The sequence below is a fragment of the Streptomyces sp. NPDC001507 genome (assembly GCF_042894765.1).
Taxonomy (GTDB): Bacteria; Actinomycetota; Actinomycetes; order Streptomycetales; family Streptomycetaceae; genus Streptomyces.
Genome location: NZ_JBIAVV010000004.1, coordinates 310,090 through 336,773, shown reverse-complemented (window position 1 = coordinate 336,773; position 26,684 = coordinate 310,090). Strand labels below are relative to the sequence as shown.

23 protein-coding genes are annotated in these 26,684 nt (G+C 72.3%); 10 read left to right on the top strand and 13 right to left on the bottom strand.

All coding sequences use genetic code 11. The features are described from left to right. Positions 1 to 118: 118 nt before the first annotated feature. Complete coding sequence (locus ACFY0K_RS15330; RefSeq protein ID WP_390640234.1) at positions 119 to 2,503, top strand: tetratricopeptide repeat protein; 2,385 nt, start codon at positions 119 to 121, stop codon at positions 2,501 to 2,503. A gap of 27 nt (positions 2,504 to 2,530) precedes the next feature. Here the strand turns inward: ACFY0K_RS15330 and ACFY0K_RS15325 are convergent, their stop codons facing one another. Then, complete coding sequence (locus ACFY0K_RS15325) at positions 2,531 to 3,553, bottom strand: SDR family oxidoreductase (RefSeq protein WP_390640233.1); 1,023 nt, start codon at positions 3,551 to 3,553, stop codon at positions 2,531 to 2,533. A gap of 165 nt (positions 3,554 to 3,718) precedes the next feature. Next, positions 3,719 to 4,768 (bottom strand): aldo/keto reductase, encoded by a 1,050-nt coding sequence (locus tag ACFY0K_RS15320; RefSeq protein WP_390640232.1) that lies wholly within the window; start codon positions 4,766 to 4,768, stop codon positions 3,719 to 3,721. A gap of 76 nt (positions 4,769 to 4,844) precedes the next feature. On the opposite strand from ACFY0K_RS15320, the gene ACFY0K_RS15315 reads away from it, so the two are divergent. Next, the gene (locus tag ACFY0K_RS15315; RefSeq protein WP_390640231.1) at positions 4,845 to 5,381 is read left to right on the top strand and encodes a TetR/AcrR family transcriptional regulator; all 537 of its coding nucleotides are present in this window, start codon (positions 4,845 to 4,847) and stop codon (positions 5,379 to 5,381) included. 97 nt (positions 5,382 to 5,478) lie between these two features. Further along, complete coding sequence (locus ACFY0K_RS15310; RefSeq protein WP_390640230.1) at positions 5,479 to 6,162, top strand: class I SAM-dependent methyltransferase; 684 nt, start codon at positions 5,479 to 5,481, stop codon at positions 6,160 to 6,162. 80 nt (positions 6,163 to 6,242) lie between these two features. Here ACFY0K_RS15310 and ACFY0K_RS15305 read toward each other — a convergent pair whose 3' ends face one another. Genes ACFY0K_RS15305 through ACFY0K_RS15295 form a run of 3 tightly spaced genes read right to left on the bottom strand, consistent with a single transcriptional unit; the run spans position 6,243 to position 7,649 of the window. Next, positions 6,243 to 6,617, bottom strand: coding sequence for a nuclear transport factor 2 family protein (locus ACFY0K_RS15305; protein ID WP_351484064.1), 375 nt, complete (start codon positions 6,615 to 6,617; stop codon positions 6,243 to 6,245). A 34-nt stretch (positions 6,618 to 6,651) separates the two neighbouring features. Further along, positions 6,652 to 6,837, bottom strand: coding sequence for a DUF397 domain-containing protein (locus ACFY0K_RS15300; protein WP_390640229.1), 186 nt, complete (start codon positions 6,835 to 6,837; stop codon positions 6,652 to 6,654). Continuing rightward, entirely contained in the window at positions 6,834 to 7,649 is an 816-nt protein-coding gene (locus ACFY0K_RS15295; protein WP_352356947.1) for a helix-turn-helix transcriptional regulator, read from the bottom strand. The genes ACFY0K_RS15300 and ACFY0K_RS15295 overlap by 4 nt, the downstream gene beginning before the upstream one ends. A 113-nt stretch (positions 7,650 to 7,762) precedes the next feature. Between ACFY0K_RS15295 and ACFY0K_RS15290 the strand changes: the two genes are divergently transcribed. From ACFY0K_RS15290 to ACFY0K_RS15275, 4 genes are all read left to right on the top strand, one after another. After that, positions 7,763 to 8,203, top strand: coding sequence for an ATP-binding protein (locus tag ACFY0K_RS15290; RefSeq protein WP_390640228.1), 441 nt, complete (start codon positions 7,763 to 7,765; stop codon positions 8,201 to 8,203). Between the two features lie 226 nt (positions 8,204 to 8,429). Next, complete coding sequence (locus ACFY0K_RS15285) at positions 8,430 to 9,233, top strand: helix-turn-helix domain-containing protein (protein WP_390640227.1); 804 nt, start codon at positions 8,430 to 8,432, stop codon at positions 9,231 to 9,233. 48 nt (positions 9,234 to 9,281) lie between these two features. Further along, on the top strand, positions 9,282 to 9,587 hold the full coding sequence (locus tag ACFY0K_RS15280) for a hypothetical protein (protein WP_390640226.1): 306 nt from the start codon (positions 9,282 to 9,284) through the stop codon (positions 9,585 to 9,587). A 321-nt stretch (positions 9,588 to 9,908) separates the two neighbouring features. Continuing rightward, on the top strand, positions 9,909 to 11,021 hold the full coding sequence (locus ACFY0K_RS15275; protein WP_390640225.1) for an ADP-ribosylglycohydrolase family protein: 1,113 nt from the start codon (positions 9,909 to 9,911) through the stop codon (positions 11,019 to 11,021). On the opposite strand, the gene ACFY0K_RS15270 is transcribed toward ACFY0K_RS15275, so the two are convergent. After that, on the bottom strand, positions 11,018 to 11,725 hold the full coding sequence (locus tag ACFY0K_RS15270; protein ID WP_390640224.1) for a response regulator: 708 nt from the start codon (positions 11,723 to 11,725) through the stop codon (positions 11,018 to 11,020). The genes ACFY0K_RS15275 and ACFY0K_RS15270 overlap by 4 nt on opposite strands. After that, on the bottom strand, positions 11,722 to 12,630 hold the full coding sequence (locus tag ACFY0K_RS15265) for a sensor histidine kinase (RefSeq protein ID WP_390640223.1): 909 nt from the start codon (positions 12,628 to 12,630) through the stop codon (positions 11,722 to 11,724). The genes ACFY0K_RS15270 and ACFY0K_RS15265 overlap by 4 nt, the downstream gene beginning before the upstream one ends. 139 nt (positions 12,631 to 12,769) lie before the next feature. On the opposite strand from ACFY0K_RS15265, the gene ACFY0K_RS15260 reads away from it, so the two are divergent. Both ACFY0K_RS15260 and ACFY0K_RS15255 read left to right on the top strand, forming a co-directional pair. After that, the gene (locus tag ACFY0K_RS15260) at positions 12,770 to 13,477 is read left to right on the top strand and encodes an ABC transporter ATP-binding protein (RefSeq protein ID WP_390640222.1); all 708 of its coding nucleotides are present in this window, start codon (positions 12,770 to 12,772) and stop codon (positions 13,475 to 13,477) included. Continuing rightward, on the top strand, positions 13,474 to 15,777 hold the full coding sequence (locus tag ACFY0K_RS15255) for an FtsX-like permease family protein (RefSeq protein ID WP_390640221.1): 2,304 nt from the start codon (positions 13,474 to 13,476) through the stop codon (positions 15,775 to 15,777). The genes ACFY0K_RS15260 and ACFY0K_RS15255 overlap by 4 nt, the downstream gene beginning before the upstream one ends. 93 nt (positions 15,778 to 15,870) lie before the next feature. Here ACFY0K_RS15255 and ACFY0K_RS15250 read toward each other — a convergent pair whose 3' ends face one another. The 6 genes from ACFY0K_RS15250 to ACFY0K_RS15225 form a co-directional block, all read right to left on the bottom strand. Next, positions 15,871 to 17,451, bottom strand: a complete 1,581-nt coding sequence (locus tag ACFY0K_RS15250) for a sodium:solute symporter family protein (RefSeq protein WP_390640220.1) — start codon at positions 17,449 to 17,451, stop codon at positions 15,871 to 15,873. Positions 17,452 to 17,669: 218 nt separating this feature from the next. Further along, positions 17,670 to 18,458: an SDR family oxidoreductase gene (locus ACFY0K_RS15245; protein WP_390640219.1), complete on the bottom strand. Its 789-nt coding sequence runs from the start codon at positions 18,456 to 18,458 to the stop codon at positions 17,670 to 17,672. Between the two features lie 156 nt (positions 18,459 to 18,614). Further along, positions 18,615 to 19,532 carry an LAETG motif-containing sortase-dependent surface protein gene (locus ACFY0K_RS15240; RefSeq protein ID WP_390640218.1) on the bottom strand — a complete coding sequence of 306 codons (918 nt, stop codon included), beginning with the start codon at positions 19,530 to 19,532 and terminating at the stop codon, positions 18,615 to 18,617. Positions 19,533 to 19,745: 213 nt separating this feature from the next. Further along, positions 19,746 to 20,603: a hypothetical protein gene (locus ACFY0K_RS15235; RefSeq protein WP_390640217.1), complete on the bottom strand. Its 858-nt coding sequence runs from the start codon at positions 20,601 to 20,603 to the stop codon at positions 19,746 to 19,748. 155 nt (positions 20,604 to 20,758) lie between these two features. After that, positions 20,759 to 22,603 carry an MFS transporter gene (locus tag ACFY0K_RS15230; protein WP_390640216.1) on the bottom strand — a complete coding sequence of 615 codons (1,845 nt, stop codon included), beginning with the start codon at positions 22,601 to 22,603 and terminating at the stop codon, positions 20,759 to 20,761. A gap of 197 nt (positions 22,604 to 22,800) precedes the next feature. Next, positions 22,801 to 25,527, bottom strand: coding sequence for a serine hydrolase (locus ACFY0K_RS15225; protein ID WP_390640215.1), 2,727 nt, complete (start codon positions 25,525 to 25,527; stop codon positions 22,801 to 22,803). Positions 25,528 to 25,671: 144 nt separating this feature from the next. On the opposite strand from ACFY0K_RS15225, the gene ACFY0K_RS15220 reads away from it, so the two are divergent. Beyond that, on the top strand, positions 25,672 to 26,424 hold the full coding sequence (locus tag ACFY0K_RS15220) for a GPP34 family phosphoprotein (RefSeq protein WP_351957165.1): 753 nt from the start codon (positions 25,672 to 25,674) through the stop codon (positions 26,422 to 26,424). The last annotated feature ends 260 nt before the right edge of the window (positions 26,425 to 26,684 follow it).

Below are 26,684 nucleotides of genomic sequence, written 5' to 3'. Positions count from 1 at the left end.
CAAGAGACCAAAACCGGCCAGTGATCGGCACCCGTCGAGCCGTCGATCCGGCGGCTCCGTCCGGGCGCAGGGGGGTCTCTGCCAGACTCGTCGTGGGCCGACTGCGGGGGAGGCGTGGATGGGGTCGACACGGCCGTCGATGCAGGAGCTGATCGGGCGGCGCCGGAGGGCCGGGTTCGTCGGGCGGGCCGAGGAGCGGGCCGCGTTCCGGCGCAACCTCTCGCTGCCGCCCGAGGACGAGCGGCACCGGTTCCTGTTCCATGTGCACGGTGACGCGGGCGTCGGGAAGACCCGGCTGGTACGGGAGTTGGAGCAGATCGCCCGGGAGGCCGGGGCGCTGACCGCGTACGTCGACGAGGGTGTGGCCGGCGTGGCCGAGGCGTTGGCGGTGATGGCCCGTCAGTTCGCGGCCCAGGGGCGGCGGTTCAAGGAGCTGGAGCGGCTGCTCGCCGCGCACCGGGAGCGCCGGCACGAGGCGGAGACCGCCCTGGCGACGGTCGGGCCGGAGGAGCGGGAGGGGCCCTCGGCGGGGAGCCTCGCGGTGGCCCGGGCGGCCCAGGTGGGACTGGGGATGGTGCCGGTGGCCGGTGCCTTCGCCGCCGCCCTGGACACGGACCGCCTGGCCCAGGGCGCCGACCGGCTCCGGGCCCGCTTCCGCAGCCAGGAGGACGCCCAGCTGGTGTTGTCCCCCGAGCGGGTCCTCACCCCCGTACTGCTCACGGAGCTGGCCGCCGCGGCCGACGGCGTGCCCTGGATCGTCCTGCTCCTCGACACCTATGAGCGCACCGGCCCGTTCCTCGACCCCTGGCTGCACGACGTGATGACCACCGACCGCCATGGCGCGCTGCCCGCCAACGTCGTCGTGGTCACCTCCGGCCAGCACCCGTTCGACACGGCCCGCTGGGGCAGCTTCGCGGACTTCAGGACGGACCTGCCGCTCGGGCCGTTCACGGAGGAGGAGGCCCGCGGGCTGCTCGCCGACAAGGGGGTGCGGGACGAACCGGTGGTCACCGAGGTGCTGCGGCTGACGGGCGGCCTTCCGGTGCTGGTCTCCACCCTGGCCGAGTCCGGGCCCGTCGGCGCCGGGGACGTCGGCGACCCGAGCGCCACGGCCGTCGACCGGTTTCTGAAGTGGGAGCGGGACCCGGTGCGCAGGGCGGCGGCGCTGGCGGGCGCGCTGCCCCGGCGGCTCGACGAGGACGTCTTCCGCTCCGCCGTGGACTGCCCGGAGGAGCAGGCGGACGCGCTCTTCGCCTGGCTGAGGGGCATGCCGTTCGTCAGCGAGCGCGGCGGCCTGCTGCAGTACCACGACGTCGTACGGGCGCCGATGCTCCGGCTCCAGCGACTGCGCTCGCCCCAGGGCTGGACCGAGCGGCACACCCGGCTCGCCGAGGCGTACGGCAGGCGGCGCGCCGAGGCCGGGACCGGCCTGCGGCCCGACGAACTGTGGGCGGACGCCGGGTGGCGGGACCTGCGGCTCGGCGAGTCGTACCACCTGCTGTGCGCGCGGCCCCGCGCCGCGCTCGCCGGGGCCCTGGCCGATGTGGTCACCGCCTGCGGCTACGGCGACGACGCCGTACGGCCCTGGGTGCGGCTGCTGGCCGAGGCGGGCGAGGACTCGGCCGCCGAGGCAGTACGGGCCTGGGGCGACGATCTCTCCGGGGCGCTCGCCGGTGGCGGGCTCGCCGGACTGCTCGGGCTGCTGCTCGGCCGTGCCCGGGGCGACGAGCCGTGGCGGGCCACGGCCTGGGCGCTGCGGGCCGACGCGCTCGCCCGCGACGGCGCGCCCGAGCGGGCCCTGGAGGAGTACGAGCACGCGCTCGCCCTGGACCCCGCCCTGGTCCGGGCCCACCGCGGCCGGGCCGTCACCCGGGGCGCGACCGGCGACTACGAGGGCGCGCTCGCCGACCTCGACCGGGTGCTCGAACTGGAGCCGGACAACCCGTGGAACGTCATTCTGCGCGGCGAGCACCACCGGCTGGCCCGCCACCACGACGAAGCGGTCGCCGACCTGACCGAGGGCATCCGGCGCGACCCCACCAGCGAGTTCGCCTGGGCCTCCCGCGGCGCCGCCCACGAACGCCACGGCGACCTCGACACGGCCCTCGCCGACTTCGAGCGCGCGCTGGGACTCAAGCCGGACTACGCCTGGGCCCTCGCCCGCCGCTCCCGCGTCTGGCGCGGCCTGGGCGACCCGGCCCGCCGCCTCGCCGACCTGGACCGCGCCCTCGCCCTGCAGCCCGACTGGGCCTGGGGCCGCTGCGAACGCGGCGACGCGCTGCGCGTCACCGGCCGCGACGAGGAGGCCCTGGCCGACTACGACCGCGCCCTCGAACTCGACCCCGGGTATGCGTACGCCTACGCCAGCCGTGGCGTCTCCCTGTCCAGCCTGGGCCGCCACGAAGAGGGCCTCGCCGACCTGGACCGGGCCCTCGCGCTGCAACCCGACTACCCCTGGGCCCTGGAACACCGGGCCGCGATCCGGCACCGCATCACCCAGTGAACGTGGGGAAGCGCGCCGCCGTCCCGGTCATCGGCCGATGCCGTGTGCGAGGAGACTCTCGGCGGTCTCGGCGATGGTGTCCTCGATCGGACGGGCCCGCCATCCCAGGAGTCGCTCGGCCTTGGCGCTCGTGGCGTCGAGATCGCGGCCGAGCTGGTGCCTGAGCAGTCGCAGTTCCGGGTTCACGACACCCAGCGCGCGGGTGAGCCGGACGGGCAGTTCGCGGGTCGGGGCCTTCGCCGCGCGCTCACCCAGGCGGTCACGCAGAATGCGGGCTATCTCGACGACGCGCAGGCTGTGCCCGGCGACGGCGAGGAAGCGCTCGCCGGCGGCCGCCGGATCGGTCATCGCGCGCACGTGCAGGTCGGCGACGTCGCGCACATCCACGTAGCCCATTCCGAAGGGCGGGCACGCCGGAACCCGTCCCTCGAGCATTCTGCGCACCAGGCGCAGGGAAGGCGGGTCGTCCGGGCCGAGCAGGGGGCCGAGGACGCCCACGGGATGCACCGCTGTCATCTCCAGACCATCGCCCTCCTCTTCGACGAACTGCCAGGCGGCGCGCTCGGCCAGCGTCTTGGAGCGCTGGTAGGGCGGGATGTCGCTGTCGAGGTCGGTCCAGTCCTCCTCGGTGAACGGGGTAGAGCGAGGAGGGTGCCCGATCCCGATGGCGCCGAAGGCGCTGGTGAGGACGACCCGGCGGACTTTGGCGTCGCGGGCGGCGCGCAGCACGCGTACGACGCCTTCCCGTGCCGGGACGACCAGGTCGTCGTCGTTCGCCGGGGTGTGACGCAGGGTCGGGGAGGCGACGTGCAGGACGTGGTCGCAGTCGGCGACGGCGGCGTCCCAGTCCTCGGGGTGTTCGAGGTCGGCGCGTACGACCGTGAGGCGGTCGTCGTCGAACGGGCCGGCCGCGTGGAGCCAGGAGCGCAGTGCCGGTTCACGCCGCAGGTCGCGGACCGTGGTGCGTACGGTGTGTCCGGCTTCGAGCAGGGTCAGGACGCACCAGCTGCCGATGAATCCTGTTCCTCCGGTGACCAGTACCTGTGACATCTGGGTCTCCTCAGCGCGCGACGTGCGCATCGAAAGGGGGCAGCGGGCGCGTCGCCTGACGACGCGGAGCGGAAGCGGCCAGGCCGCTTCCGAGGAGGGCTCCGGCGTGGGCGGCAGCGCCGGAGCGGACGATGGGCTCCATGGGCGCCACGGGCGCCACGGGCTTCATGACAGGGCCATTCCGGGGACGCGTCGGCGGATGGCCTCCATCTCGGCTTCGTCCGAGACACCCTGCCAGTCGTACCGCGGCGTGTACGGAGCCTCCAGGGCGCGTACCTCGTCGTCGGTGAGCCCGACGTCCAGGGAGGCCACCGCCTCGTCGATCTGCCGGATCGAGCCGGCGCCGACCAGCGGTGCGGTGACGACCGGCTGACGTCGCAGCCAGGCGAGTGCGACCTGCGCACGGGTGACGCCGCGCGCGTCCGCCACCTGCCCGACCGCGTCGGCGATCGCCTTGTTGGATGCCTCCTGCTCGGGCGAGTAGAGCAGGTCCGCGAACGCTCCGTCCGTCTCGGCGCGTGCCGTGGCACGGGCGTCGTCCCAGGCGCGGGCCAGGCGTCCGCGCGCCAGGGGCGACCAGACGACCGTGCCGACACCCTCGTCCAGGCACAGCGGGATCATTTCGCGCTCCTCCTCGCGGGCGAGGAGGTTGTAGTGGTTCTGCATCGACACGAAGCGCGCCCAGCCGTTCTGCTTCTGCAGGTGCAGGGCCTTCGCGAACTCCCATGCGTGCATGGACGAGGCGCCGAGGTAGCGGACCTTGCCGGCCTTCACGAGGTCGTTGAGCGCTTCGAGCGTCTCCTCCCAGGGGGTGGAGTGGTCGTTGCGGTGGATCTGGTAGAGGTCGATGTAGTCCGTTCCCAGGCGGCGCAGGGAGTGGTCGACCTCCGTCATGATCGCCTTGCGTGACAGTCCCCGTCCGTTCGGCCCGAGGCGCATCGGGTGGCGCAGCTTCGTGGCGATGACGACGGCGTCGCGGTCGGCGTAGTCCTTCAGCGCACGGCCGAGGATCTCCTCGCTGGAACCGTTGGAGTACATGTTCGCGGTGTCGAAGAAGTTGATCCCCGCCTCCACCGCGTGCCGGACGAGCGGCCGGGCCTCCTGCTCGCCCTTCGACCAGACGGGGTGCCCGCGGTCGGGCTCGCCGTAGGTCATCGCGCCGATCGCGATCGGTGACACGTCAAGGCCTGTGGTGCCGAGCTTGATGTAGTGCATGACGCCCCTCTAAAGTAAGTGGAGAGCTCTCCGAATAACGTAGTGGAGAGTTCTCCACTTAGCAAGGTGAGGTCCCGTGGTCCGTTCAGACGCTCGCGAGAACCGGGCACGCATCCTCGCGGCCGCCCGCGAGGCGTTCGGCGAGGACGGCAACGCCTCGATGAACCAGGTGGCCCAGCGCGCCGGAGTCGGGGCGGGCACGCTGTACCGCAACTTCCCCACCCGCGAGGCCCTGGTGCTGGCCGTCTACCAGGACGAGGTGGCACGCATCACCGGCACCGTGCCGGACCTGCTGGCCGAGCTGCCGCCCCTGGAGGCGCTGCGCCACTGGACGACCGACCTCGTCGAAGCCATGCGCAAGAAGCACGGCCTGGGGGACGCCCTCAGTGCCGGGGCGCACCAGGCGATCGCCGAGGAGAGCTACGGCCCCGTCATCGCGGCCCTCACCCAGCTCCTGGACGCCGGCAAGAAGGACGGCACCATCCGCCAGGACGCCGACCCCGCCGATTTCCTCCAGCTCACCGGAGCTCTCTGGCGCGCCGCGTCCACCCCTGAGGACCGCGCCCCCCGCATGCTCGGGCTCATCCTCGACGGCCTGAGCACGCACCGGTAGACACGTCGGCGCGCGGATGCGGCGCCGACAGGCCGCCGTTTTGCCGGACCGGCAACAGAAGTGGCGGACCGGGAACCGGCTGGGCGACGGTGGGCCCGTGGCCGACAACGACATCGCCGAAGAATCACCCGCGTCCGGCATCCCCGGGCCTGCCGACGGATACCTCGGGGACCCCGAGGTGCGGGCGGAATGGGACAACCGGTACTCGGAACGGCAGCAGTTGTGGAGCGGCCGCCCCAACGGTGCGCTCGTGACCGAGGTCGCCGGGCTCACCCCCGGCCGGGTCCTCGACGTGGGCTGCGGCGAGGGCGCGGACGCCATCTGGCTCGCGCGGCACGGCTGGGCCGTGACCGCGCTCGAGGTCTCCGGCGTGGCACTGGAGCGGGCGGCAGGCCACGCGTGGGACGCCGGCCTCACCATTGACTGGGTGCACGCCACGCTGACCGACGCGATGATCCCGCCGGCCTCCTTCGATCTGGTGTCGGCGCAGTACCCGGCCCTGCTGCGCACCCCCGACGCCGCGGCGGAGCGGGCGCTGCTCGCCGCCGTCGCGCCCGGCGGCATCCTGCTGGTCGTGCACCACGCGGGGATGGAGACCCGGCAGGCACACGACGGCGACTTCGACCCGGCTGACTACGTGTGGCCCTCGACGGTCGTCGACCTCCTCGACGACGACTGGGCGGCAGAGGTGCACGAACAGCGCCCCCGCACGGCACCCGACGGCGGCGCAGGCGCCCACCACACGGACGACCTGGTACTGCGCGTACGCCGACTGCGCTGAGGGACGCTCGGCTGTACCGGTAGGTGAACACCGCCTCCCCGGCGACCCCGCCCTTCCGTGGCAAGACCGGCCGCGACGGCTCAGGAGGCGGAGCCGATCTCCCCCGCGAAGACGATGACCTGGTCGATGAGGCTCCGCCGCAGGTGGACGACGTCCGTTCCGGCCAGGCGGGGGCCGCCGTCCGGCGTGGTGAAGACCCACTGGTACCGGGCCCACTCGTCGGGCATGTCCACCGCCGAGCAGCGCACCATCGTGCCGGTCCCGGCCGGGTGGCGCCGGATGTCCAGCACGAACCGCTCGACCGCCTCGATCCCCTCACTGCGGCCGAGCGGCCCCCAGAAGACCACGTCCGAGGTCAGGGCCTGGGAGAGCAGGGCGGTCACATAACTGTCGTCCGAGGCGTTGAAGGCGGAGATGAACGTGTCGATCGCGGATTGTGCGGTCTCTTCCTGCATGCACCAGTCATACCAGCCGCTCCGCGGACCGCGCTCAACGCCGGGCGAACGCCAGGAAGTCGGCCCACGAGGCGTCGCCGAAGGTGAGCCGCGCCCCGTCCTTGTCCTTGGAGTCGCGGACGTGGACGGTGGTGGCGGTTGCGGGGGATATGGCGACCTCGACGCAGTCGGGGCCCTCATTGCTGCTGTAGCTGCTCTTGAACCACTCCAGGGCGTTCATGTCTCTTCTTCCCCCAGCACTTTCTCGATGAAGGCGAGTGACTCCCGCGGCGGGAGAGCCTGGGACCGGATGATCCCATAGCGCATCTCAAGCGGCTGTACTTCCCTGGGATCACTGACCAGGCGGTTGTAGGACTGTCCTTCCTCATGGGCCATGGTCTTGCCGTCCCGTAGTTTCAGCAGGCGAATCGGGCCGCCCATGCCCGCGTGGTCCTCACGATCCGTGGGCATGACCTGGATCTCAACGTGCCGCAACGCGCCCATCTGCAGCAGGTGTTCAAGCTGCCTCCGCCTGACCAGTCTCCCGCCGATCGGCCGATGCAGTGTCACCTCTTCCAGGACAAACGTGAGGGCCACCAGGGGCACGCGTTCGAAGACGGCCTTCCGTGCCATGCGGGCCGCGACGTATTGATCGATCTCCTCCTCGGTGTACGAGGGGCGACGCATCACGTACAACGCTCTTGCGTAGTCCGGTGTTTGCAGCAGGCCATGGACGTAATGGCTGGCGTAAGCCCCCATCTCGACGGCCTCCTCCTCCAACTTCGCCAGATCCCGAACCTTCTTCGGATACCGAGCCCGCTCCACGTCCTCCTTCATGAACGCGAGCTTCCCGCCCGCCCCCAGCACCTCGTCGGCCTTCTCCAGGAAGTCCGGCTTGGGGATGCGCCGGCCCCGCTCCACCGCCGACACCATCTCCTCGCTGTAGCCGATGGCGGCGCCGAGTTCGCCCTGCCGGAGCCCGGCGGCCTCCCGCCACACCTTGATCTGCCGCCCGACCGCCCTGAGTACGGCCTCGGCCTCCTCGTCCTGCACACCCGCCCCTTCCGGCGTACGACCCGTACGGCCCCGGCCGGCACCCGTACAGTCACGCTCTGTGCCGGGGTCGTTGCTGTTCAGGGTAGGAACGGGCGACCACGCTGGGTGACATGAACCAGAAATCCCACCCGGAAGTCCTCGCCCCGACGCACCACTTCACGGTTCAGCTGTCCGCCACTCGAAGAGGTGCCCGACTGGCGCGGCTGCTCACCGAACGTCAACTCGACGACTGGGGGTCACCGTTCGCGGAGGCGGCGACGCAGGTCGTGGCCGAACTGGCGTCGAACGCGGTGCTGCACGGGCGCGTGGCGGGGCGGGACTTCCGGCTGGGGCTGCGGCTGTACGCCGACCGCACGCTCCGCATCGAGGTGACCGACGCCCGGGGCGACCGCGTCCCGCGCCTCCACGATCCGGTGTCCGGCGACGCGGAGTCGGGGCGGGGCCTGCTGATCGTGGCGGGGTGCGCCGACCGTTGGGGCGTGGACGAGGCGCCGGCCGGTTGCAAGGTGGTGTGGGCGGAGCTGGGGGCACCGGGTCGTGGCGGCCCGTGACCCGGGCGTTCCCGACGCCAAAGACCAAAGAACCGGGGAAAGAACCCAACCCTCCCCTGCCGTCCCCGGCGATCACTCGCCGGAGTGAATATGCCCAACTCAAGTGGCGTGGGCCGTCAGTTGTGGTGCAAGGTCAGCCGCAACGAGCCCAGAAATACTTCGGCCCTCGCCGGGACTGCCATCCCACTGCGAGGGCCTGATCATCAAGGAAGAAGAGACCTTCCCCATGACTGCCCAGCAGCCTAGCGCGCCCGTGGCCGCCAAGACCCGGCATTCCCACCCCGGTGTCACCCATGTGAAGGAACGCCTCGACGGCAACTTCACCGTGATCAGCAATGAGTTGCTCCAGCACCCGGAGCTGTCCGCCACCGCGAGGGGCATCGGGGGCTACATCCAGTCGCTGCCCGAGGGCGCTCCGGTCAGCATCAAGGCGCTCGCCGAGCAGTTGCCCGAGGGCGAGATCAGGATCGCCGCGGCGCTGCGCGAGCTGGAGAAGTACGGGTTCCATCTACGCACCAAGGAACGGCTCCCGTCGGGGCAGGTCGTGACCCGGACGGTCGCGTACAACAGGCCGCGGCACACGGTGGTCGAGGCGGCGCGGGCCCCGGAGCCCGTTGCCGCCCGGCCGAGGACTCCCGTCCCGACGCGGGTGCAGGGAGCCCCGCGCAAGGTCCCTGACCTGCTTGCCGGGCTCCGCACGTACGACTCCCGCCTGCTCCTCAGCGAGCGGGACGTACACCGGCTGGCACCGGCCGTCTCCGTGTGGCTGGAGCGGGGCGTGCCGCCCACCGCGGTCGTACGCGCACTCACGGCCGACCTGCCCGAGGATCCGATCAAGCACCCGGCGGCCTTCCTGGCGCACCGCCTCGCCAGTCGGATGCCGCCGTCCCTGCCGGCTCCGACCCCGAGAGACGCGGGTGCGCCGTCCCGACCGGATCCCCTCCAGACCTGCGACGGCTGCGAGCGCGCGTTCCGCGCTCCGGAGCCGGGGCCGTGCCGCGACTGCCGCGCGGTCGGCGCGGTCGCCTAGAAAGGGCGAGGCGCCCAGACCGACGGCCCGATCGAACCGCTGATCCCCATGCCCGAACTCACCCCGGACGCTCTGCGGGCCGCCGTCGCGCGGATCGCCCCGAGCCGGATCCCGGCCCTCACCCAGCACCTCTTCGAGGCCACGACGAACGCGCAGCAGACCCAGAGCCTTGCGCCGCTGCGAGCGTTCGTCCACTCGGGGGCGGTGTTCGTGGCCGTCCAACGCCATCCGGAACGTGCCGCCCGCCTGCGTGAGCTGGAGCGGATCGTGGACGCGGGCGAGCAGGACCCGGCGGCCGCCAACACGGAGATCCAGGCCATCCGGGAGACGGCTGAGGCGGAGGCCGGGCTGTGACGGACTGGGCCTGGGACTACAACCCGAGTGCCGAGTACGTCACGGAGGCCTGCCACCCGGAGTGCTGGCCGAGGTGGAGCGCCTTGCAGCCGAGCCGGCGCTGGGACAGGACTCCGTGAAGGTCGGCAGGTCTCTCGACCGAGAGGGGGCAACGTCAGCTGGTACGGCTCCCTCCCCGTCCGACCTGGCCGAAAGTCGACCACTCGGGACCACACGACCCACACTTCGCATACCTAACTGCCCCCTGAACGGACCGTTCCCGGTCGATTACAGTGCTGAGCGCTCGTATGTACGGACGGTGCCCGTGAGGAGGTCCTGGTGGTGAGTGCGACGTCGGGTGCCGTCTGGGGGCGTGCTGAGCAGCAGGACTTCCGGAGCCGGGTGCGGGGGACGCTGCTCGGCTCCGCCGTGGGGGACGCGCTCGGCGGGCCGGTGGACGGGCTGACGCTGGAGGAGATCCGGGCGGCCCACGGTCCCGAGGGGCTGGTCGATCTCGGGTACGGGTACGGGCGGCGCGGGGCCGTGACCCATCACACGCAGCTCACCCTCTTCACCGTGGACGGATTGATAAGAGCCCAGGTGCGGAGGGACACCGGGGCCTGGCATCCGCCCACCGACCTGCACCGGGCCTACCTGCGGTGGGCGGCCACCCAGCGGGACTGGGGGCCGGACGAGCGGCGGAAGGAGGACGGGTGGCTCGCGAGGGAAGAGTGGCTGTACGCGCGCAGGGAGCCGACCCGGTCCCTGCTGCTCGGGCTCGGCGACGAGCGGATGGGGACGCTGGAGTCGCCGAAGAACCCCGATGACATGGGGCCGGAGGCGGTCGCGCGGTCGGCGCCGTTCGGGTTGCTGGTCGGCTGGGAGCCGCAGCTCGTCGTACAGCTGGCCGTGGAGTGCTCGGCGCAGACGCACGGGCATCCGACCGCCTGTCTGTCGGCCGGCGCGTACGCGGTGATCGTGCACGGACTGGCGCGCGGCCAGTCCCTAGACGGGTCGGTCCAGCAGGCCCTCGCCCTGCTCGCCGCCCGGCCGGGGCACCAGCCCGTCTCGGACGCGTTGCAGCACGCGCTCGGTGCCGTACGGCAGGGGATGCCCTCCCCGGGCCGGGTCGAGGAGCTGACCGGGGACGGGGCGGCGGACGGGATGCTCGCCGCGGCCGTGTACTGCGCGCTCGTGGGGGAGGACGTACGGCACGGGCTGAGCCTCGCCGTCAACCAGGCCGGGCCCTCCGCCGTCGCCGGCGCCCTCACCGGCGGCCTGCTCGGCGCCCTGCACGGCGAGACGGCCCTCCCGCCGGCCTGGGTGGCCGAGCTGGAGGGCCGCCAGACCATCCTCGAACTCGCCGACGACTTCGCGATGGAGATGACCCAGGGCCCGGCGCTGCACAGCCCGGTGGGCGCGTCGCCAGGGTGGCTCGCGCGCTATCCGCGCTAGGCGGGACCGGCTCCTCGGGTACCGGAGTCACCGGCCCGCACCAAGCCGGTCTCGTAGGCGACCACCACGGCCTGGGCGCGGTCCCGGAGCCCCAGCTTGGCGAAGATCCGGGCCACGTGGGACTTCACCGTGGCCTCGCTCAGGGTGAGTTCGGCGGCCAGGTCCGTGTTGGACAGGCCACGGCCCAGCAGGGTCAGGACCTCCAGCTCGCGGGGGGTCAGCGCGGTCAGGTCGGCGTGCACGGCGGGGGCACGGCCGGGCTCGGCGGCGAAGCGCTCCACCAGGCGCCTGGTGATCGACGGGGCGAGCAGGGCGTCGCCCGTGCCGACGAGCCGTACGGCCGCCGCCAGGTGTTCCGGTGTGACGTCCTTGAGGAGGAAGCCGCTCGCCCCGGACGCGAGGGCCGTGTACACGTAGCGGTCCAGGTCGAACGTGGTCAGGATCAGAACCCGGCACCGCGGGAGCTGGTCCAGGACGAGGCGGGTGGCCTCCAGGCCGTCCAGGTTCGGCATCCGGATGTCCATGAGGACGACGTCCGGCCTGAGCCTGCGGGCCGCCGCCACCGCCTCCGCGCCGTCCGCCGCCTCTCCCACGACCTCGATGCCGCGGGCGGTGAGGATCAGCCGGAAACCGGTGCGGATCAGGGTCTGGTCGTCGGCGATGAGGACCCGGGGGGACGGCCCGGAGCCGTCGGCCGCCGTCACGGGCGGTCCAGGGGGATGCGGGCCCGGACCCGGTAGCCGCCGCCGAGGCGCCGCCTGGCGTCCAGGTCCCCGCCGTACACCGCCACCCGCTCCCGCAGGCCGAGCAGTCCGCGGCCGGTGCCGGTACCGCGCCGCGGCACGGCCCGCGCCGGGCCCGCCGGACCCGCGCCGGTCAGCACGCTCGGGCCGGTGTTCAGGACCTCCACGCGCAGCGCGTGGTCCGCGTAGCGCACGGTCACCTGGGCCGTGCCGCCGTCCTCGCCGTGCCGGAGCGCGTTGGTCAGCGCCTCCTGGACGATGCGGTACGCGGTCACGTCGATGCCCTGGGGCAGCGGGCGCGGCTCGCCGGAGATCCGCACCTCCACGGGCAGCCCGGCGAACGAGATCCGGTCCACCAGCGGTCCGAGCCGGTCGAGGCCGGGCTGCGGTGCCGGTCCGGTCGGTCCGGCGACGGCTCCTTCGCCGCCGGTGTCGCCGCCGCTTCCCGCGAGTCCGACCAGGCTGTCGTAGTCCGGGTCGGTGCCGTGCTGGGACGGCGCCAGCAGCCCCAGCAGGTGCCGTAGGTCGGTCATCGCCCCGCGTCCCGCGTCCTCCACGGCCCGCAGGGCCGCCGCGGCCTCGTCCGGCATCGTGCCGAGCACCTCCCGGGCGGCGCCCGCCTGGACCACCATGAGGCTCACGTTGTGGCTGACGATGTCGTGCAACTCTCGTGCTATGCGGTCGCGTTCGGCAACCACGGCGGCGTCCGCGGCGCTCTTGCGCTCCCGTTCCAGCAGCCAGCCGCGCTCTCCCACGACGGCCTGCCACCGGCGCCGGGCGCGCACCAGGGCCACGGTCAGCCGGCCGGCGGCCGCGACCGCCACCGCCAGCGCCGCCACCAGCGCGTAAGTCCCCTGCTCCGACACGGGGTTCACTCTCGCAGACCGCCGCCGCGGCCGCATCGGCCGGTGGGACGGGGGCCCTGCATCTCCAGGATGAGAGGGCGGCCAGGTGCAACCCGGGGGCGGATGACCGCGCCTGCCCCTGCGGCCTAGCGTCCGGTGCATGGTCACTGATGACAGCGGGGACGAGGCCGTCGTACGACTCGACGGCGTGCGCAAGGAGTACGGCGGGACGACGGCCCTGGACGGGGTGTCGCTGCGGATCAGGGCGGGCGAGGCGGTCGCCGTGATGGGACCCTCGGGGTGCGGCAAGTCCACGCTGCTCAACATGGTTTCCGGTCTCGACCGGCCGACGGACGGCACGGTCGTCGTGTACGGTGAGGACGTGGGGAGGCTCAGCGAGAAGGGCCTCGCGCTGTACCGGCGGCGGCGCATCGGCATGATCTTCCAGTTCTTCAATCTGGTCGACGACCTGACCGCCCTGGACAACGTGGCGCTGGCCGCGCAGCTGACCGGGTCCCCGGCCCGGCAGGCCCGCCGCCGCGCACTCGAACTCTTCGAGGAACTGGGCATCGCCGACCGCCGCAACGCCTACCCCGCCGTGCTCAGCGGTGGGGAGCGGCAACGCGTCGCCGTGGCACGCGCGTTGATGAACCGCCCCGCCCTGCTGCTGGCCGACGAGCCGACCGGCGCCCTGGACAGCCGGGCCGGCGAGCAGGTGATGGACCTGCTGCTCGACCTCAACCAGATCGGCCAGACCCTGATCCTGGTGACCCACGACGAGCACCTCGCGCGGCGCTGCGCGAGCCGGCTGGTCCTGCTCGCCGACGGCAGGGTGGCCGGCGAGCACACCCTGGAGCCGTCCGCATGAGGGCGGTGTGGGCGGCCGCCCGCGCGGCCGTACGCCGGCGCCGGCTGCAGACCCTCGTCATCTGGCTGGTGACGCTGACCTCGACCGGGGCGATCGTGGTCGCGCTGGGGCTGGTCGACTCGGCCTCCGCGCCGTTCGACCGGGCCTTCGCCAAGGAGCACGGCCCGCACGTCGTCGCCGCGTTCGACCCGGCGAAGGTGTCGGACGCGCAGGTGCGGCAGGCCGCCCGCGGGTCCGGGGTCGAGGCCGCCGCCGGGCCGTTCGCCCAGGCCTCCGTGGACCTGCCGGAGGAGGCCGACCGGGAACTCACGGGCGCGGTCACCGTCGTGGGCCGGTCAGGCCCCGGGGGGCCGGTGGACCGGGTGGACCTGTGGGCGGGCCGGTGGGCCGCGCGGCCGGGTGAGGTGGTCCTGAACCGGCAGCCGGACTGGCGGACCGCGCTCGGCCAGCGGATCCGGCTGCCCTCGGGCACGGTCCTCACCGTCGTCGGCTACGGCTACGAGATGAGCCGGACCGCGGACGCCTGGGTCGCCCCGGCCCAGATGCCGGCGCTGCGGCCGACGGCCACCCAGATGCTGTTCCGCTTCACGGACGCGTCCTCGCAGGACCGGCTCCGCGCCGCGCTGTCGAAGGTCACCTCGGCACTGCCCAGGGACGCGCTCACCGCCTCCCAGACGTACCTCACCCTCAAACAGCAGGTCGGCGCCACGGCCCGGGCCTACGCCCAGTACCTGATGGCCTTCGGCGTCCTCGGCGTCGTCGTGGCCGTGCTCATCGTGGCCAACGTGGTGAGCGGCGCGGTGATCTCCGGCTTCCGGCACATCGGGATCCTCAAGGCCCTGGGGTTCACCCCCGGCCAGGTGGTCGCCGTCTACCTCACCATGGTCTCCGTGCCCGCGGTCGTGGGCTGTGCCCTCGGCACCCTGGCCGGGAACGTCCTCGCGCGGCCCTTCCTCCGGTTCGTGTTCACGGGACCCGACGCCGGGATGCTCCACCGCAGCGCCGGCATCGCGCCCTGGGTGAACGCGGTCGCCCTGCTCGGGATGCCGGCCCTCTGCGTGGCCGCCGCGCTCGTCCCCGCGGCGCGCGCCCACCGGCTGTCCGCGGCGCGGGCGATCAGCGCGGGCACCGCCCCGCGCGCCGGGCGGGCGCTGCGCCTCCAGCGCGCGCTGGCCGGCACCAGGCTGCCCCGGTCGGTGAGCCTCGGGACGGGCCTGCCGTTCGCCCGGCCGGGGCGCAGCGGTCTGACCCTGGCCGCCGTGGTCCTGGGGGTGGCCACCGTGACCTTCGCGACCGGCCTGGCCACGACGATGACCAGGTTCGGGGAGAGCGGCCGCGACTACGACGTGACGGTGTACGCGAGCCGGGTCAGTCACGGCAGGATCGTGGCGGCCGAGCACGGGGACCGCCGGCTCGACGCGATGCTGCGCGCGTTGCCGGGCGCGGGTCAGGTCACCGCGCGGGGGGACGCCGAGGCGCACGTCGCCGGATCCGTGCAGCCGGTGATGGTCGAGGGCCGTCGCGGCGACCGGCCACGGCTCGGCGACGTGCTCACCGCGGGGCGGTGGAACCACGGCCGTGGCGAGGTGGTGGCCTCCTCGGCGTTCCTGCGCCGGCACGGCCTGCGCGTCGGCGACCGGCTCGTGGTGGTGAAGGGGGAGCGCCGGGAACGGGTGACCGTCGTCGGCGAGACCATGGAGACCGACGGCAGGTTGCTCGTCGGCGACTGGTCCACGTTCACGGCGCTCGCCGCGGGGGAGAAGCCCATCGCCTACCACGTGAAGCTCCGCGACGGCGCCGACCCGGCCGCCTACGCACGGGCGGCCCGCGCCCTGGACCCCGGCCTCGATCCGGAGGTGAGCGGCTCCAACAGCAGCGCCGAGACCATCGTCGGCTCCGCGACGCTCCTCACCGCCATGCTCGCCGTGGTCGCCGCGCTGGGCGTGTTCAACACGGTCGTCCTCGACACCCGGGACCGCCGCCGCGTCCTGGGCATGCTCAAGTCCATCGGCATGACGCCACGCCAGGTCACGGTGATGACGGTGACCTCGATGGGGATCCTGGGGGTGATCGGCTCCCTGGCCGGGGTCCCGCTGGGCATCGCGGGCTACGACCTGGTGGTGCCGCGCATGGCGAACGCCGTGGACATCGTCCTGCCTCCCTCCATGACGGACGTCTGGCGGGCCGGCGTCCTGGCCCTGCCGGCCCTGTCCGGCCTCGCGATCGCGGTGCTGGGGGCGTACCTCCCGGCGAGGGGCGCGGCACGGATGACGGTGGCGGAGGCGCTGCACAACGAGTGAGGCGGCCGGGGGAGCAGGGCCGCACACATGGCTGACTCGGCCCGCCACGGGGGGCGGGCCGAGTCACGTGCTCGACGTGCCGGTGGCCGTCGGTCAGTCCGTGACCGGCGACTCCAGGGTGTCGCCGCCGCCGGCCGGGGCCTGGGCCGGGACCGGGACCGCCGCGGCCGTGCTGTCGCCGTCCGTGTTCACGCTCTCGATGATCGCGAGGCGTTCCGGGGTGTCCTCCGGCTTCAGGTAGCCGATGAGGACGTAGAGGACCAGGGAGACGGCCAGCGGCACCGAGACCTGGTACTGGAGCGGGACGCCGCCGTCGACGTTCCAGTTGATCGGGTAGTTGACCAGCCAGAAGGCGAACAGGCCCGCCGCCCAGCTGGTGAGCGCGGCCGTCGGGCCGGAGCGGCGGAAGGGGCGGAGCAGGCCCAGCATCATCGGGATCGCGATCGGGCCCATCAGACCGGCCACCCACTTGATGACCACGGTGATGATGTCCTTGAAGGTGGGGGAGTTGATCTGGGTGGCCACCGTCATGGACAGGCCGAGGAAGACGACCGTGGTGACGCGGGCCGCGATCAGGCCCGAGCGTTCGTTCCACGCCCGCGCCCGCTGCGAGACGACCGGGGCCACGTCACGGGTGAAGACGGCCGCGATCGCGTTGGCGTCGGAGGAGCACATCGCCATCGTGTGGGAGAAGAAGCCGACGATCACCAGGCCCAGCAGGCCGTGCGGGAGGAGCTGCTCGGTCATCAGGCCGTAGGAGTCGGAACCGTCCGGCTTCTGGGCGTGCACCAGGAGCGGCGACATCCACATCGGGAAGAACAGGACGACCGGCCAGACCAGCCAGAGGGCGGCGGACAGGCGGGCGCCGCGCTCGGCCTCCCTCGGGCCGGCCGTCGCCATGTAGCGCTGGGCCTGGTTGAGCATGCCGCCGTTGTACTCGAAGAGCTTGATGAAGAGGAAGGCGAGCAGGAAGACCGTGCCGTAGGGGCCGACCAGCGGCTTGCCGTGGCCGTGCAGGGCCGGCTGGTTCCAGGCGTCGAAGAAGCCGATGCCCTTGTCGTTCAGCTTCAGGACGACGGCGACGAACATCGAGACGCCGGCCAGGAGCTGGATGACGAACTGGCCGAGTTCGGTGAGCGCGTCCGCCCACAAACCGCCGATCGTGCAGTAGACGGCGGTGATCGCGCCGGTGATCAGGATGCCCTGGTTCAGGGTCACCCCGGTGAACACGGACAGCAGGGTGGCGATCGCCGCCCACTTCGCCGCCACGTCCACGATCTTCAGCAGCATGCCGGACCAGGCCAGCGCCTGCTGGGTGGAGAGGTTGTACCGGTTCTTCAGGTACTCCAGCGGGGACGCCACGTGCAGGCGGGAGCGGAGGCGGTTGACGCGCGGGGCGAAGAGTTTCGAGCCGATCGCGATGCCGAGCGCGATCGGGAAGGACCAGGTGACGAAGGACGTCACGCCGTAGGTGTAGGCGATGCCCGCGTAGCCGGTGAACATCACCGCGCTGTAGCCCGACATGTGGTGCGAGATGCCGGACAGCCACCAGGGCATCTTGCCGCCCGCGGTGAAGAAGTCGCTGACGTTGTCCACGCGTTTGTGCGACCAGACGCCGATCGCGACCATCACACCGAAGTAGCCGATGAGCACGGCCCAGTCGAGCCCGTTCATGCGCCCCCCTTCCAGGGTCCGCCTACTGAACTCCGCTCAGCTGGCTGGCACTTCGCATAAGCGGAGTGGGGACGGGGCAGGCCGCGAAGTGCCCGCTCATCGTGGGTTCCGTTGCGCGGACACGACAAGCGGGCGTAAGGTCAAGGGGTAGTAAAATCGTTCGCCTTCCTGACCTTGATTCATGAATATGAACAGGTCGATGACCCGTGAACCACCCCTCAGTGCATCAGCTCCCCCGCGTTGACCAGCAGTGACTGGCCCGTGATGGCCCGCGCCCGGTCCGACGCCAGGAACACCGCCGCGTCCGCCACGTCCCCGTCCGTCGCCAGCTCCGGCAGCGCCATCCGCCCGGTCAGCCGGCCCAGCACCTCGTCCTCCGGCACCCCTTCCGTGTGCGCGGTGAACTGGACGTACGCCTGCACCGGCGGCCCCCACATCCAGCCCGGCAGCACGGTGTTGACCCGGATCCGGTGCGGCCCCAGCTCCCGGGCCAGCGAGTACATCGCGCTGGTCAGGGCGCCCTTGGAGGCGGCGTACGCGGCCTGCCTCACCTGCGAGGGCGCGGCGACGGCGGACTGGGTGCCGATGAAGACGACCGAGCCGCCCCCCGCGGCCTTCAGCGCCGGCAGGCACGCCCGGGTCATCCGCAGCGTCCCCAGCAGGTTCACGTCGATCACCGAGGCCCAGGTCGCGAAGTCGGCGTCCTCGACCCCGCCGAAGTAGGAGTCCCAGGCGGCGACATGGACCACCGCGTCGATCCCGCCGAACCGCTCCCGGGCCAGCGCGGCCAGCGCCTCGCACCGGCCCTCGTCGGTGATGTCGGTGGGCAGGTACGCGGTCCTGGTGCCCTCCGGATCGATCCCGGCCGCGCTCTTCGCGAGGTTCGCCTCGGTCCGCGCGCCCAGCACCGCGTTCCCGCCGTCCCGTACGACGGCCGCGGCGATCTGGTGCCCGAGCCCGGCGCCGACTCCCGAGACGACGACGGTCTTGCCCGTGAGCAGCGACATCGATGACCTCCGTTCACTGACCTGTGTCTGACGGATCGTCAGAGTAGGACCGGGTGCGGGAGGGTGGAAGAGGGCCGGGGCGGCGGGGCCGTAACGGGCGACGGCTCCGCCCTGGGGGGCGGAGCCGTCGGATGTTCAGGTGGCCTTGGAAGAGGGTCAGGACTTGCGGGTCCGGCGGGTGGCGAAGAGCGTGCCGGCGCCGAGCGCGATCACCAGGGCGGCGCCGCCGGCGATCAGGGGCGTCGAGGAACTGGCGCCGGTCTCGGCCAGCGGCGGGGTGCTGGTGCTGGGGGAGGGCGCCGGGGTGGTGGGCGGCGGCGTCTTCATCGGGGGGACGTGGGACGTGGTGGGCGGGGTGGAGGAGGAGGCCGGCGGGGTGGAGGACGCGGGAGTGGAGGGCGTCGGGGTGGCCGGTGCGGAGCTCTCCGGGGCGGGCGGCTGGCCGGCCGGTGTCGACGCGGAGGGCGTGGGGGAATCCGGCTGGTCGGGGGTGCACGGCTTGTCGCCGCCGTTCCAGGCGGCTATGAGGTGGTACGGGGTGACGACGTTGCCGGGCTCGTAGGGTGCGGGGCCGTGCCCGTCCCCCGACTTGCCGTCGTAGACGACGTCGTCGCCGTACAGGTCGATCTGCCCGTAGCAGTCGGGGCTCTTCACGGCCAGCTTCTGCCAGGTCCGCTTGGCGTCGTCGCTGCCCGCGACGTCGTCGGCGGTGAGGTACACCGTGGCATGGTCGACGAGCGTCTGGTGCCCGGAGGTGTACCAGTTGGAGCCCTCGGTGGTGTACTCGGCCAGCGACACCGGGTACGTGCAGCCGGCGCCGACGTTCTGCCCGGGGGCGAGACGCACCTCGACCGTGCCGGGGGCGGAGTCCCACTGGTGGAAGCCGCCCTGGGAGGTCCAGTCGGCGCCGACCGGGTTTCCGTCGGCGTCGACGATGCGGTACTGCACGGTGGCCGTCTGGCAGTCACTCGCGGTGGTGGCGCTCGCGGTCGTGGCCCCGGCGAGGGGCGCGGCGGCGAGGAAGGCCGTCGCGGCGAGGGTGGCCGACGTTCTGGAGCGTGAGAAGCGCGTCACGGTGTGCCCTTGCGGAAACTAGGTGTGGGAGGTGGTCGTACGTGAGGGGTGTGCGCAGGCCAACGGAAGACGGCGTGGCTCGACCCCGCGTCACTGCACTCGCTCTGGTCACAGCGAGGCGATCCGCATTCTCGCCAGCGCCGACAACGCGCGTCAATTTCTTGCCAGTTAAACAATCTCTTCACGACGTCGACCGGCCCGGCCCCCGAGAGGTCATCGCAACTCGTCCACGTAGCGGTCCGTCCCGGGCACCGTGGGGACGAACGGTGCGACGAACTGCACTTCGCCCAGCCCCGACGCCGTCACCGCCGTGTCCAGGTGCGCGAAGTGCTCGCGCCAGCCGTCTCGGGGGTCGTGGTCGAGGAACCACAGCAGGGTCAGCCGGGTTCCGACGCCCTCGACCTGCTTGACGTAGGTCATGCGGTCCAGGGGCAGGGGCGTCGGCGTGAAGAGGGTCACCATGGCCGCCGGGGAGCCCGCCAGCCGTTTCGGGAGGTGGTCGTCGCGCAGCCAGGCGAGCAGTGCCGCGCGCCTGTCGGGGGAGCCGGTGTCGATGACCTGGACGACGAGACCGGCGTAGGGGTGGTCGAGGGCGTGGATGTCGCGCGGGCCCCGGTCGCCGTCGCGGTAGACCGTCGCCGCGTGGTCCTGGAAGGCCGTGAAGACATGCGTACGGTCCTGGAAGACGCGGTGGTCGCGGTTGAGGCGTTTGTTGATGCCGACGGTCCATCGCATGTGGTCGGCGTAGCGACCGGCGGTCATCCAGTACACGGATATGTAGCAGCCGGCCGTCACCGGCTGTGCCACGGCGGACTTCTCGGGGTAGCGCAGCAGTTGCAGGTCCCGGGTGGCGACCCAGCGGCGCCCCGCGTACATCCACGGCATGGCCATCGCGCCGGCGATGAAGTGGTCGTCCTCGTACCAGCGGTTGTACGCGCGCTCCCGGCCGGGGTGCGGCTCGACCATGGTGATGAGCGCGTGCCCGAGGTCGGCTCCGTAGGGGCCGACGGCGGCCAGTTCGGCGTACAGGTCGCTGCGGGTCCCGTCTGCTTGCGTCGTGTCGTCTGCCATGGGTCCGGTTTAGCTGACGATGTGTCAGGTACGGAAGAGGAGGGACGCGAACCGGCCGCCTCGCCGGCCGGTTCGGGCCGCCGGGGTTGTAACAACCGAGGGTGGATCGACTCCGATAGTCGATCCACCCCCGGTCATCTGTCATCCGCCGCTGATCACTTCAGCTCGTCGGGGCAGGGCGTGCCCCGTGGCAGCTGGTACGGCGACGCCAGCCGGTACGTCCCGGCCCGCGGGGCCAGCAGCATCGTCCACTTGTCCCCCTTGGCGTCCTCGGGCGTCTCCCTCAGGCAGCCGTTGACGTTGGTGTACGTCTTCGGCTCGCCGTCGGCCCGGTGCTTGGAGGCCTCGGTCTCCTGCGGTGCCTTCAGGCTCTTGCCGTCCGCGTCGACGATGCTCAGCCACGGCGAGTACGGGATCCGGATCAGGATCCGCCCGGCCTTGCGCACCTCGATGGTCAGTTCGCCCTGCTCCGCGCTGTCCACCGACGCGTTCGGCTCGGCGAGCGGCACCGGGTCGGTCACCCGGAACAGCTGCCAGTTGGCGTCGCCCCAGATCTGCTTCAGGTACGGCATCCCGCGCCGCACCAGCGCCCGCTCCCGTTCGCCGCCCTCGCCGTCCGGCTCGTCCTTCGGCACCACGACGAAGTGCACGGCCCAGCGCTGCAGCCACTCGTGGTAGTTCGCGGAGTTGAGGGTGTCGTCGTAGAAGAGCGGGTTGCGCTCCATGTCGGCCTGGCGGTTCCAGCCGCGGGCCAGGTTGACGTACGGCGCGAGCGCGGACGCCTCGCGGTGCGAGCGGGCCGGGATCACCTCGACGCGGCCCTTCTCGGCGCCGACCTGCTGGAGCTCGTGGACGAGCGGGGCGAGCTCACGGGCCCAGGACGCGGCCGGGGTGGTGTGCAGGATGTCGTCGACCGACTTGAACCCGATCCAGCCGCAGAAGCCGAGGAAGGCGAGGACGACCGCGTAGTACTTGCGCGAGCGCGGGACCGTGTACGGCAGGGCCGCGATCAGCGTCGCGCCCGCGAACAGCATCGGCAGCCGCGAGATGTTGGAGCCGATCTGCGAGCTGACCAGCCACACCAGCACCACGCTGACGCTGTACACGGCCGCCGTCAGCCGGACCGTCCTCCACTCCTTCGGCACCAGGAAGAAGCAGAGCAGGCCGTACGCCAGCGGCATGATCACCGAGCCGAAGCCCATCGGCTGGGTGCCGGAGAACGGGAACAGCCACGCGGAGACCGCCACCACGGCCGCGGGCGCCAGGCCCAGCGCCCACGCGCCCGGCCGCCGCTTCTGCAGGAACAGCGCGACCGCGACCAGACCGACGAAGAGCCCGGCCACGGGCGAGGCCATGGTGGCGAGCGCGGCGAGCGGCGCGGCGACGAGCGCCTTCGCCCACCGTTTGTACCGCCAGCGGTACGGCCAGCAGAACACCGCGCCGACCGAGGCCAGCGCGAACATCGTGCCGAGCCCGAAGGTGACCCGCCCGGAGAGCGCGTTGCAGATCAGCGCGAACAACCCGGCGAGCGCCGCCCACAAGGGGTTCTTCACCGCGCGGCTGCGGATGAGCAGCAGGGTCAGCAGCCCGGCCGAGACCGTGCCGGCGAGCATCATCGTCGTACGGACGCCGATCAGCGACATCAGGTACGGCGAGACCACGCTGTACGACACCGGGTGCATGCCGCCGTACCAGGCGAGGTTGTACGCCGAGTCGGGGTGGCGGCCGACGAACTCGGCCCAGGCGTCCTGGGCCGCGAGGTCCCCGCCGCTGTTCGCGAACGTGAAGAGCCAGATGACGTGCAGGATGCCGGCGAGGGCGGTGACCGACAGCACCGGGTGGCTGAGCAGCCGTCTGCGCAGCGGCTCGGCGGCCCGCAGCAGCCGGCCGACGGGCTTACGCTCCGTGTCGTCCGCCGCTGCCGGCGGCACGGCTATTCGCGGGCCGGCTACCGGGCCCGGATCGGCGTCGTCGGCACGTGTCGGCTCCACTGTGGCCACCTGAAGGCACTCCCCGTGTCCCGTCTTCTGTTCTCGGCCGTGTTCCACGGTGTTGGCGGCCGCTTTCCGTCCAGTTCGCGGCCGTGTCCCGGTGACCGGCGACCTGCCCCGATTCGTGACGCTAGCACGCACCCCGCCGCGGGGCCCTGGGGTGGGCCGCCATCAGCGGGGTGCGGTGACGGAATGCCGGTCATGGGTCAGCCGAGGTGGGTCAGCCTGCTCGTGAACCCGGGCTCGGCCAGGTCCTTCGCCAGGGCGACCGGCACCTGGACGGCCGAACCGGAGCCGTCACCCACGGTGAGGGTGCCGACCTTGGTGCCGGCCTTCGCGGTGTGCGGCACGGCGTCGGCGGCGAACGACAGCTTCACCTTCAGCCCCGACCAGCCGACGGCGGTGACGTCCTCCGTCGCCACGACCGGGGTACGGCCGCCGAGGCCGTCGTCCACGTAGCCGACGACGTCGCCCTTCTTGTAGATCGTCGCCGACTTCAGCGCGCCCTGGGCCGCCCGGATCAGCTTGTCGCCGGCGTTGAGGGCGGCGGTCAGGATGCTCTTGTCCGGGGCCGCGCTGGCCGGCTGCCGGATGACCGCGCCGATGATGGTGCGGGTCTCGCCGTTCACGTCCTTCTTCGCCGCGAAGACCAGGTTGCCGAGGGCGGAGGTGGTGGTGCCGGTCTTGATGCCGACGACGTTGTTCCGGCCGACCAGCTGGTTCCAGTTGCCGTGGTTGACGCCCTTGTAGTCGTCGTACGACATCATCGCGGCGACCTCGCGGAAGGACGGCTCGCTCGCCATCGCGGCCTTCGCCAGCTTCACCTGGTCCACGGCCGTGGACACCGTGGAGTTCGTGAGCCCCGACGGGTCCGTGTACGTCGTGTTGGTCATGCCGAGCTGCTTCGCGGTGGCGTTCATCTTCGCCACGAACGACTTCTCGGAGCCGGCGTCCCAACGGGCCAGCAGGCGGGCCACGTTGTTGGCCGAGGCGATCAGGATGGACTCCAGGGCCTCGCGCTGGGTGATCGAGTCGCCGGCCGTCACGTCGACGGTCGACTCCTGGCCGGCGTTCGCCTGGTCCTGGGCCGCCTGGTCGATCTTTATCTTGGGGCCGGCGGCACCGCTCTTGAGGGGGTGGTCGCGCAGCACGATGTACGCCGTCATCACCTTGGCGACGCTCGCGATCGGCACCGGCTTCTGGTCCCCGGAGGAGCCGAACGTGCCGATGCCCTGGACGTCGAGGGCGGCCTGGCCGTCGGCCGGCCAGGGCATGTCGGTCCTGCTGCCGTCGAAGGTGTACGTGTCCTTCGCGGTGAGGTCGAGGGTGGGCTGCGGGAGCGGACGCAGAGTCTGTACGACCGCAAAGACGATCAGCAGGACGATGACGAGCGGCGTCCAGATCTTGACCCGGCGGAAGAGCGTGCGGACCGGGGTCTCCGGCGGCGGCGGGGTGTTGGTCAGCTCGGCGAGCAGGTCCAGCGGGGGCTTCGGGGGAAGCGGCTGCTGGGTGGTGCGCTCGGGGCCGACCTGGGGGAGGACGGTGGTGCGGGTGGTGGAGGCGGGCTCGGGCTTGGCGTCGGGCTTGGCGTCCGGCTCGGCCGCCGGCTTCGGGCCCTGCTTTATGTCCGACTTGAGGGCGACGAACTTGCTGGTGCGCTCGGCTTCGGTCGGGCCGCCGCCCAGCTTGAGGGTGGTGGTGGGCTGGTCGACCTGCGGGGGGCGGGGGGCCTTGAGCATGGTGGTGGGCTGGTCGACGGCGGGCTCGGCTTCGCCTTCGCCGCCGCCGGTCTTCCCACCCGCACCACCCGTGCGGCCATCGTCGCCGGGTGCGGGTGGCCCCTGCGGTCCGTCCTCGCCGTCGGCGTCCGCGGGTTCGCCACCCGCCCCGGTCCGCTCGGCGGGCACAGCGTCCTCAGGCTCGGCGTCCCCCTCCGACTCCCCGGCGGGCGCGCCGTCCTCGGGCTCTTCCGCCGCCTCCGGCTTGTCTTCGGGGGTGGCGTCTTCGGGGGCGGTGTCCTCGGGGTCCGCGGTGGTCGCCGGCTTGTCCTGGGGCTTGGCGTCCTCGGGTTCGGCGGTCGCCTTGGGCTTGTCCTCGGGGGCGGTGTCCTCGGGGTCCGCGGTGGTCGCCGACTTGCCCTTGGGCTTGTCCTCCGGTGCGGGGTCCGCGGTGGTCGCCGGCTTGTCCTGGGGCTTGGCGTCCTCGGGTTCGGCGGTCGCCTTGGGCTTGTCCTCGGGGGCGGTGTCCTCGGGGTCCGCGGTGGTCGCCGACTTGCCCTTGGGCTTGTCCTCCGGTGCGGGGGCCGCGGTGGTCGCCGACTTGCCCTGGGGCTTGGCGGCTTGGGGGTCCTCGGGGGGCGCCGGGTCGTCCTGGGGGGCGGCGTCCTCGGGCTCGGTGGCCGGCGCCGACTTGTCGGCGGGCTTGGCCTCCGGGGCCTCGGCCGTTGCCGGCTTGTCCTCGGGCGCCGTAGCGGCCCTGTCGGCGCTCTCCGGGGGCTCCTGCGCCCTCTGCGCCCGTCCGGTGCCCGCGGGGGCCTCAGGGCCGTCCCCGGCCTCCGTGGCCGCCTCAGGGGCCGTCGCGTCCTCCGTGTCCTCCGCCGGCTCGCCCGTGCGGACCCATGCCGCCACCGCGTCGCGGAGCTTCGCGTCGTCCTTGCCGGTCTCGCCCGGTTCGTCGGTCTCGTCGGTCTCGCCGGTCTTCTCGGCCGTCTTCAGGTCCCGCACCGAGAAGATCCGGGTGGCGGTGTCCACGCCGCCGGCGGTCTCCTTCCCGGCGGCCACCGCCAGTCGTGGGTCGCGTGCTTCGGGAACCGACTCCCCGCTCCCCGGCGTCGGTTCCGCCGACGACTCGCGCTGCTTCGACCTGTCGGGGGACTCGCCCGCCACCGATGCCTCCTCCACGCTCCGCACGTCGCCGTGCGCTGTCCGAACCATGTACCAGTGTCCTGTGTGCGGGCTTAGCCCCTGCGGTAGACGAGAACGACATACCTGCCGGTTCCCTTACGAACCGGTCACGCACCCTCGACAGACCAATGTGAGAGGGGTCACCCTGTCATTCATCCACGCGGGGAGGCATGGATGGGCAGGAGCCGCAGAACACTTCCGGAGGAGCTTCTGCTGCTGGCACTGGACCCGGCCACGGGTACCACTGCACAGCCGCAGTCGCTCGACCTCGGTCTGGCCGGAGCACAGCTAGTAGAGCTGGCGCTGGCCGGACGGATAGCCCCAGACGGGGATCGTATCGCCGTGGTGCAGCCACGGCCGACTGGAGATCCGACTTTGGACTGTGCGTTGGAGTTGCTGCGAAGGCGCGGCGCTCCCGTACGGGCTGTTCACTGGATCGGCGGGCCACGTCTCGGCCTTCGCCAGGTCTATCTCGCGCATCTGGAACGGTGCGGCATGGTCGCCGCCGTGGCGGGTCAGATGTGCGGGGTGCTGCCGACCACTCGCTACCAGGCGACGGACAACGCCGTCACCCGGGAGATCCGTGGCCGGCTGGATTCGGCGATCCGCACCGGCGTACCGCCGGACCCGCGGACCGCCGCGCTCGCCGCCCTGGCCCACGCGGTCGGTCTCGGCAAGCACCTGTATCCGGGCAACGAGGGACGGTCCTCTCGTTCCAGGCTGCGGGACTTGATCCGGCACGACCCGATGGGCGGGCTCGTGGCCCACGCCGTCATGGACGTGCAGAACGGTGCGGCCGCCCAGCCGCGCCGCGCCCCGGCCCAGGCCGGACCGGGCGTCAGGCCCGCCGCACCGGAACCCGCACGCGGTGTTCCGATGCAACCGCGCCGAGGTGCGGGCGCGATGGCGCGCGCCGTGGTGCACTGAGCCGCAGTTCCACGGCAGCAACAGCCGGCGACACAGCACCCCTGAGACCCGGTTCGGGAGCCGCTGGTCCGAGCGGGGCGGTGGAGGCGTACGCAGTACGCGCCTCCGCCGCCCCGCTCGGCATTTACGTCCGGAGGTCCGGAGAATCCGGAACGTGCCCGAACTGACGCGTACGCGCCGCATATCCGCCGTTTCCCAGCGGTAGGAAGCACCTTGGTGGCAGTCTGCTCAACAGCAGATACGCAAAGTGGTAGTTACAG

Excerpts from the sequence above, each read along its gene's own strand:
- ACFY0K_RS15330 (WP_390640234.1), top strand. The coding sequence starts at position 119 with ATGGGGTCGACACGGCCGTCGATGCAGGAGCTGATCGGGCGGCGCCGG.
- ACFY0K_RS15325 (WP_390640233.1), bottom strand. The coding sequence starts at position 3,553 with ATGTCACAGGTACTGGTCACCGGAGGAACAGGATTCATCGGCAGCTGG.
- ACFY0K_RS15320 (WP_390640232.1), bottom strand. The coding sequence starts at position 4,768 with ATGCACTACATCAAGCTCGGCACCACAGGCCTTGACGTGTCACCGATC.
- ACFY0K_RS15305 (WP_351484064.1), bottom strand. The coding sequence starts at position 6,617 with ATGCAGGAAGAGACCGCACAATCCGCGATCGACACGTTCATCTCCGCC.
- ACFY0K_RS15300 (WP_390640229.1), bottom strand. The coding sequence starts at position 6,837 with ATGAACGCCCTGGAGTGGTTCAAGAGCAGCTACAGCAGCAATGAGGGC.
- ACFY0K_RS15290 (WP_390640228.1), top strand. The coding sequence starts at position 7,763 with ATGAACCAGAAATCCCACCCGGAAGTCCTCGCCCCGACGCACCACTTC.
- ACFY0K_RS15285 (WP_390640227.1), top strand. The coding sequence starts at position 8,430 with ATGACTGCCCAGCAGCCTAGCGCGCCCGTGGCCGCCAAGACCCGGCAT.
- ACFY0K_RS15280 (WP_390640226.1), top strand. The coding sequence starts at position 9,282 with ATGCCCGAACTCACCCCGGACGCTCTGCGGGCCGCCGTCGCGCGGATC.
- ACFY0K_RS15260 (WP_390640222.1), top strand. The coding sequence starts at position 12,770 with ATGGTCACTGATGACAGCGGGGACGAGGCCGTCGTACGACTCGACGGC.
- ACFY0K_RS15255 (WP_390640221.1), top strand. The coding sequence starts at position 13,474 with ATGAGGGCGGTGTGGGCGGCCGCCCGCGCGGCCGTACGCCGGCGCCGG.
- ACFY0K_RS15250 (WP_390640220.1), bottom strand. The coding sequence starts at position 17,451 with ATGAACGGGCTCGACTGGGCCGTGCTCATCGGCTACTTCGGTGTGATG.
- ACFY0K_RS15245 (WP_390640219.1), bottom strand. The coding sequence starts at position 18,458 with ATGTCGCTGCTCACGGGCAAGACCGTCGTCGTCTCGGGAGTCGGCGCC.
- ACFY0K_RS15235 (WP_390640217.1), bottom strand. The coding sequence starts at position 20,603 with ATGGCAGACGACACGACGCAAGCAGACGGGACCCGCAGCGACCTGTAC.
- ACFY0K_RS15225 (WP_390640215.1), bottom strand. The coding sequence starts at position 25,527 with ATGGTTCGGACAGCGCACGGCGACGTGCGGAGCGTGGAGGAGGCATCG.
- ACFY0K_RS15220 (WP_351957165.1), top strand. The coding sequence starts at position 25,672 with ATGGGCAGGAGCCGCAGAACACTTCCGGAGGAGCTTCTGCTGCTGGCA.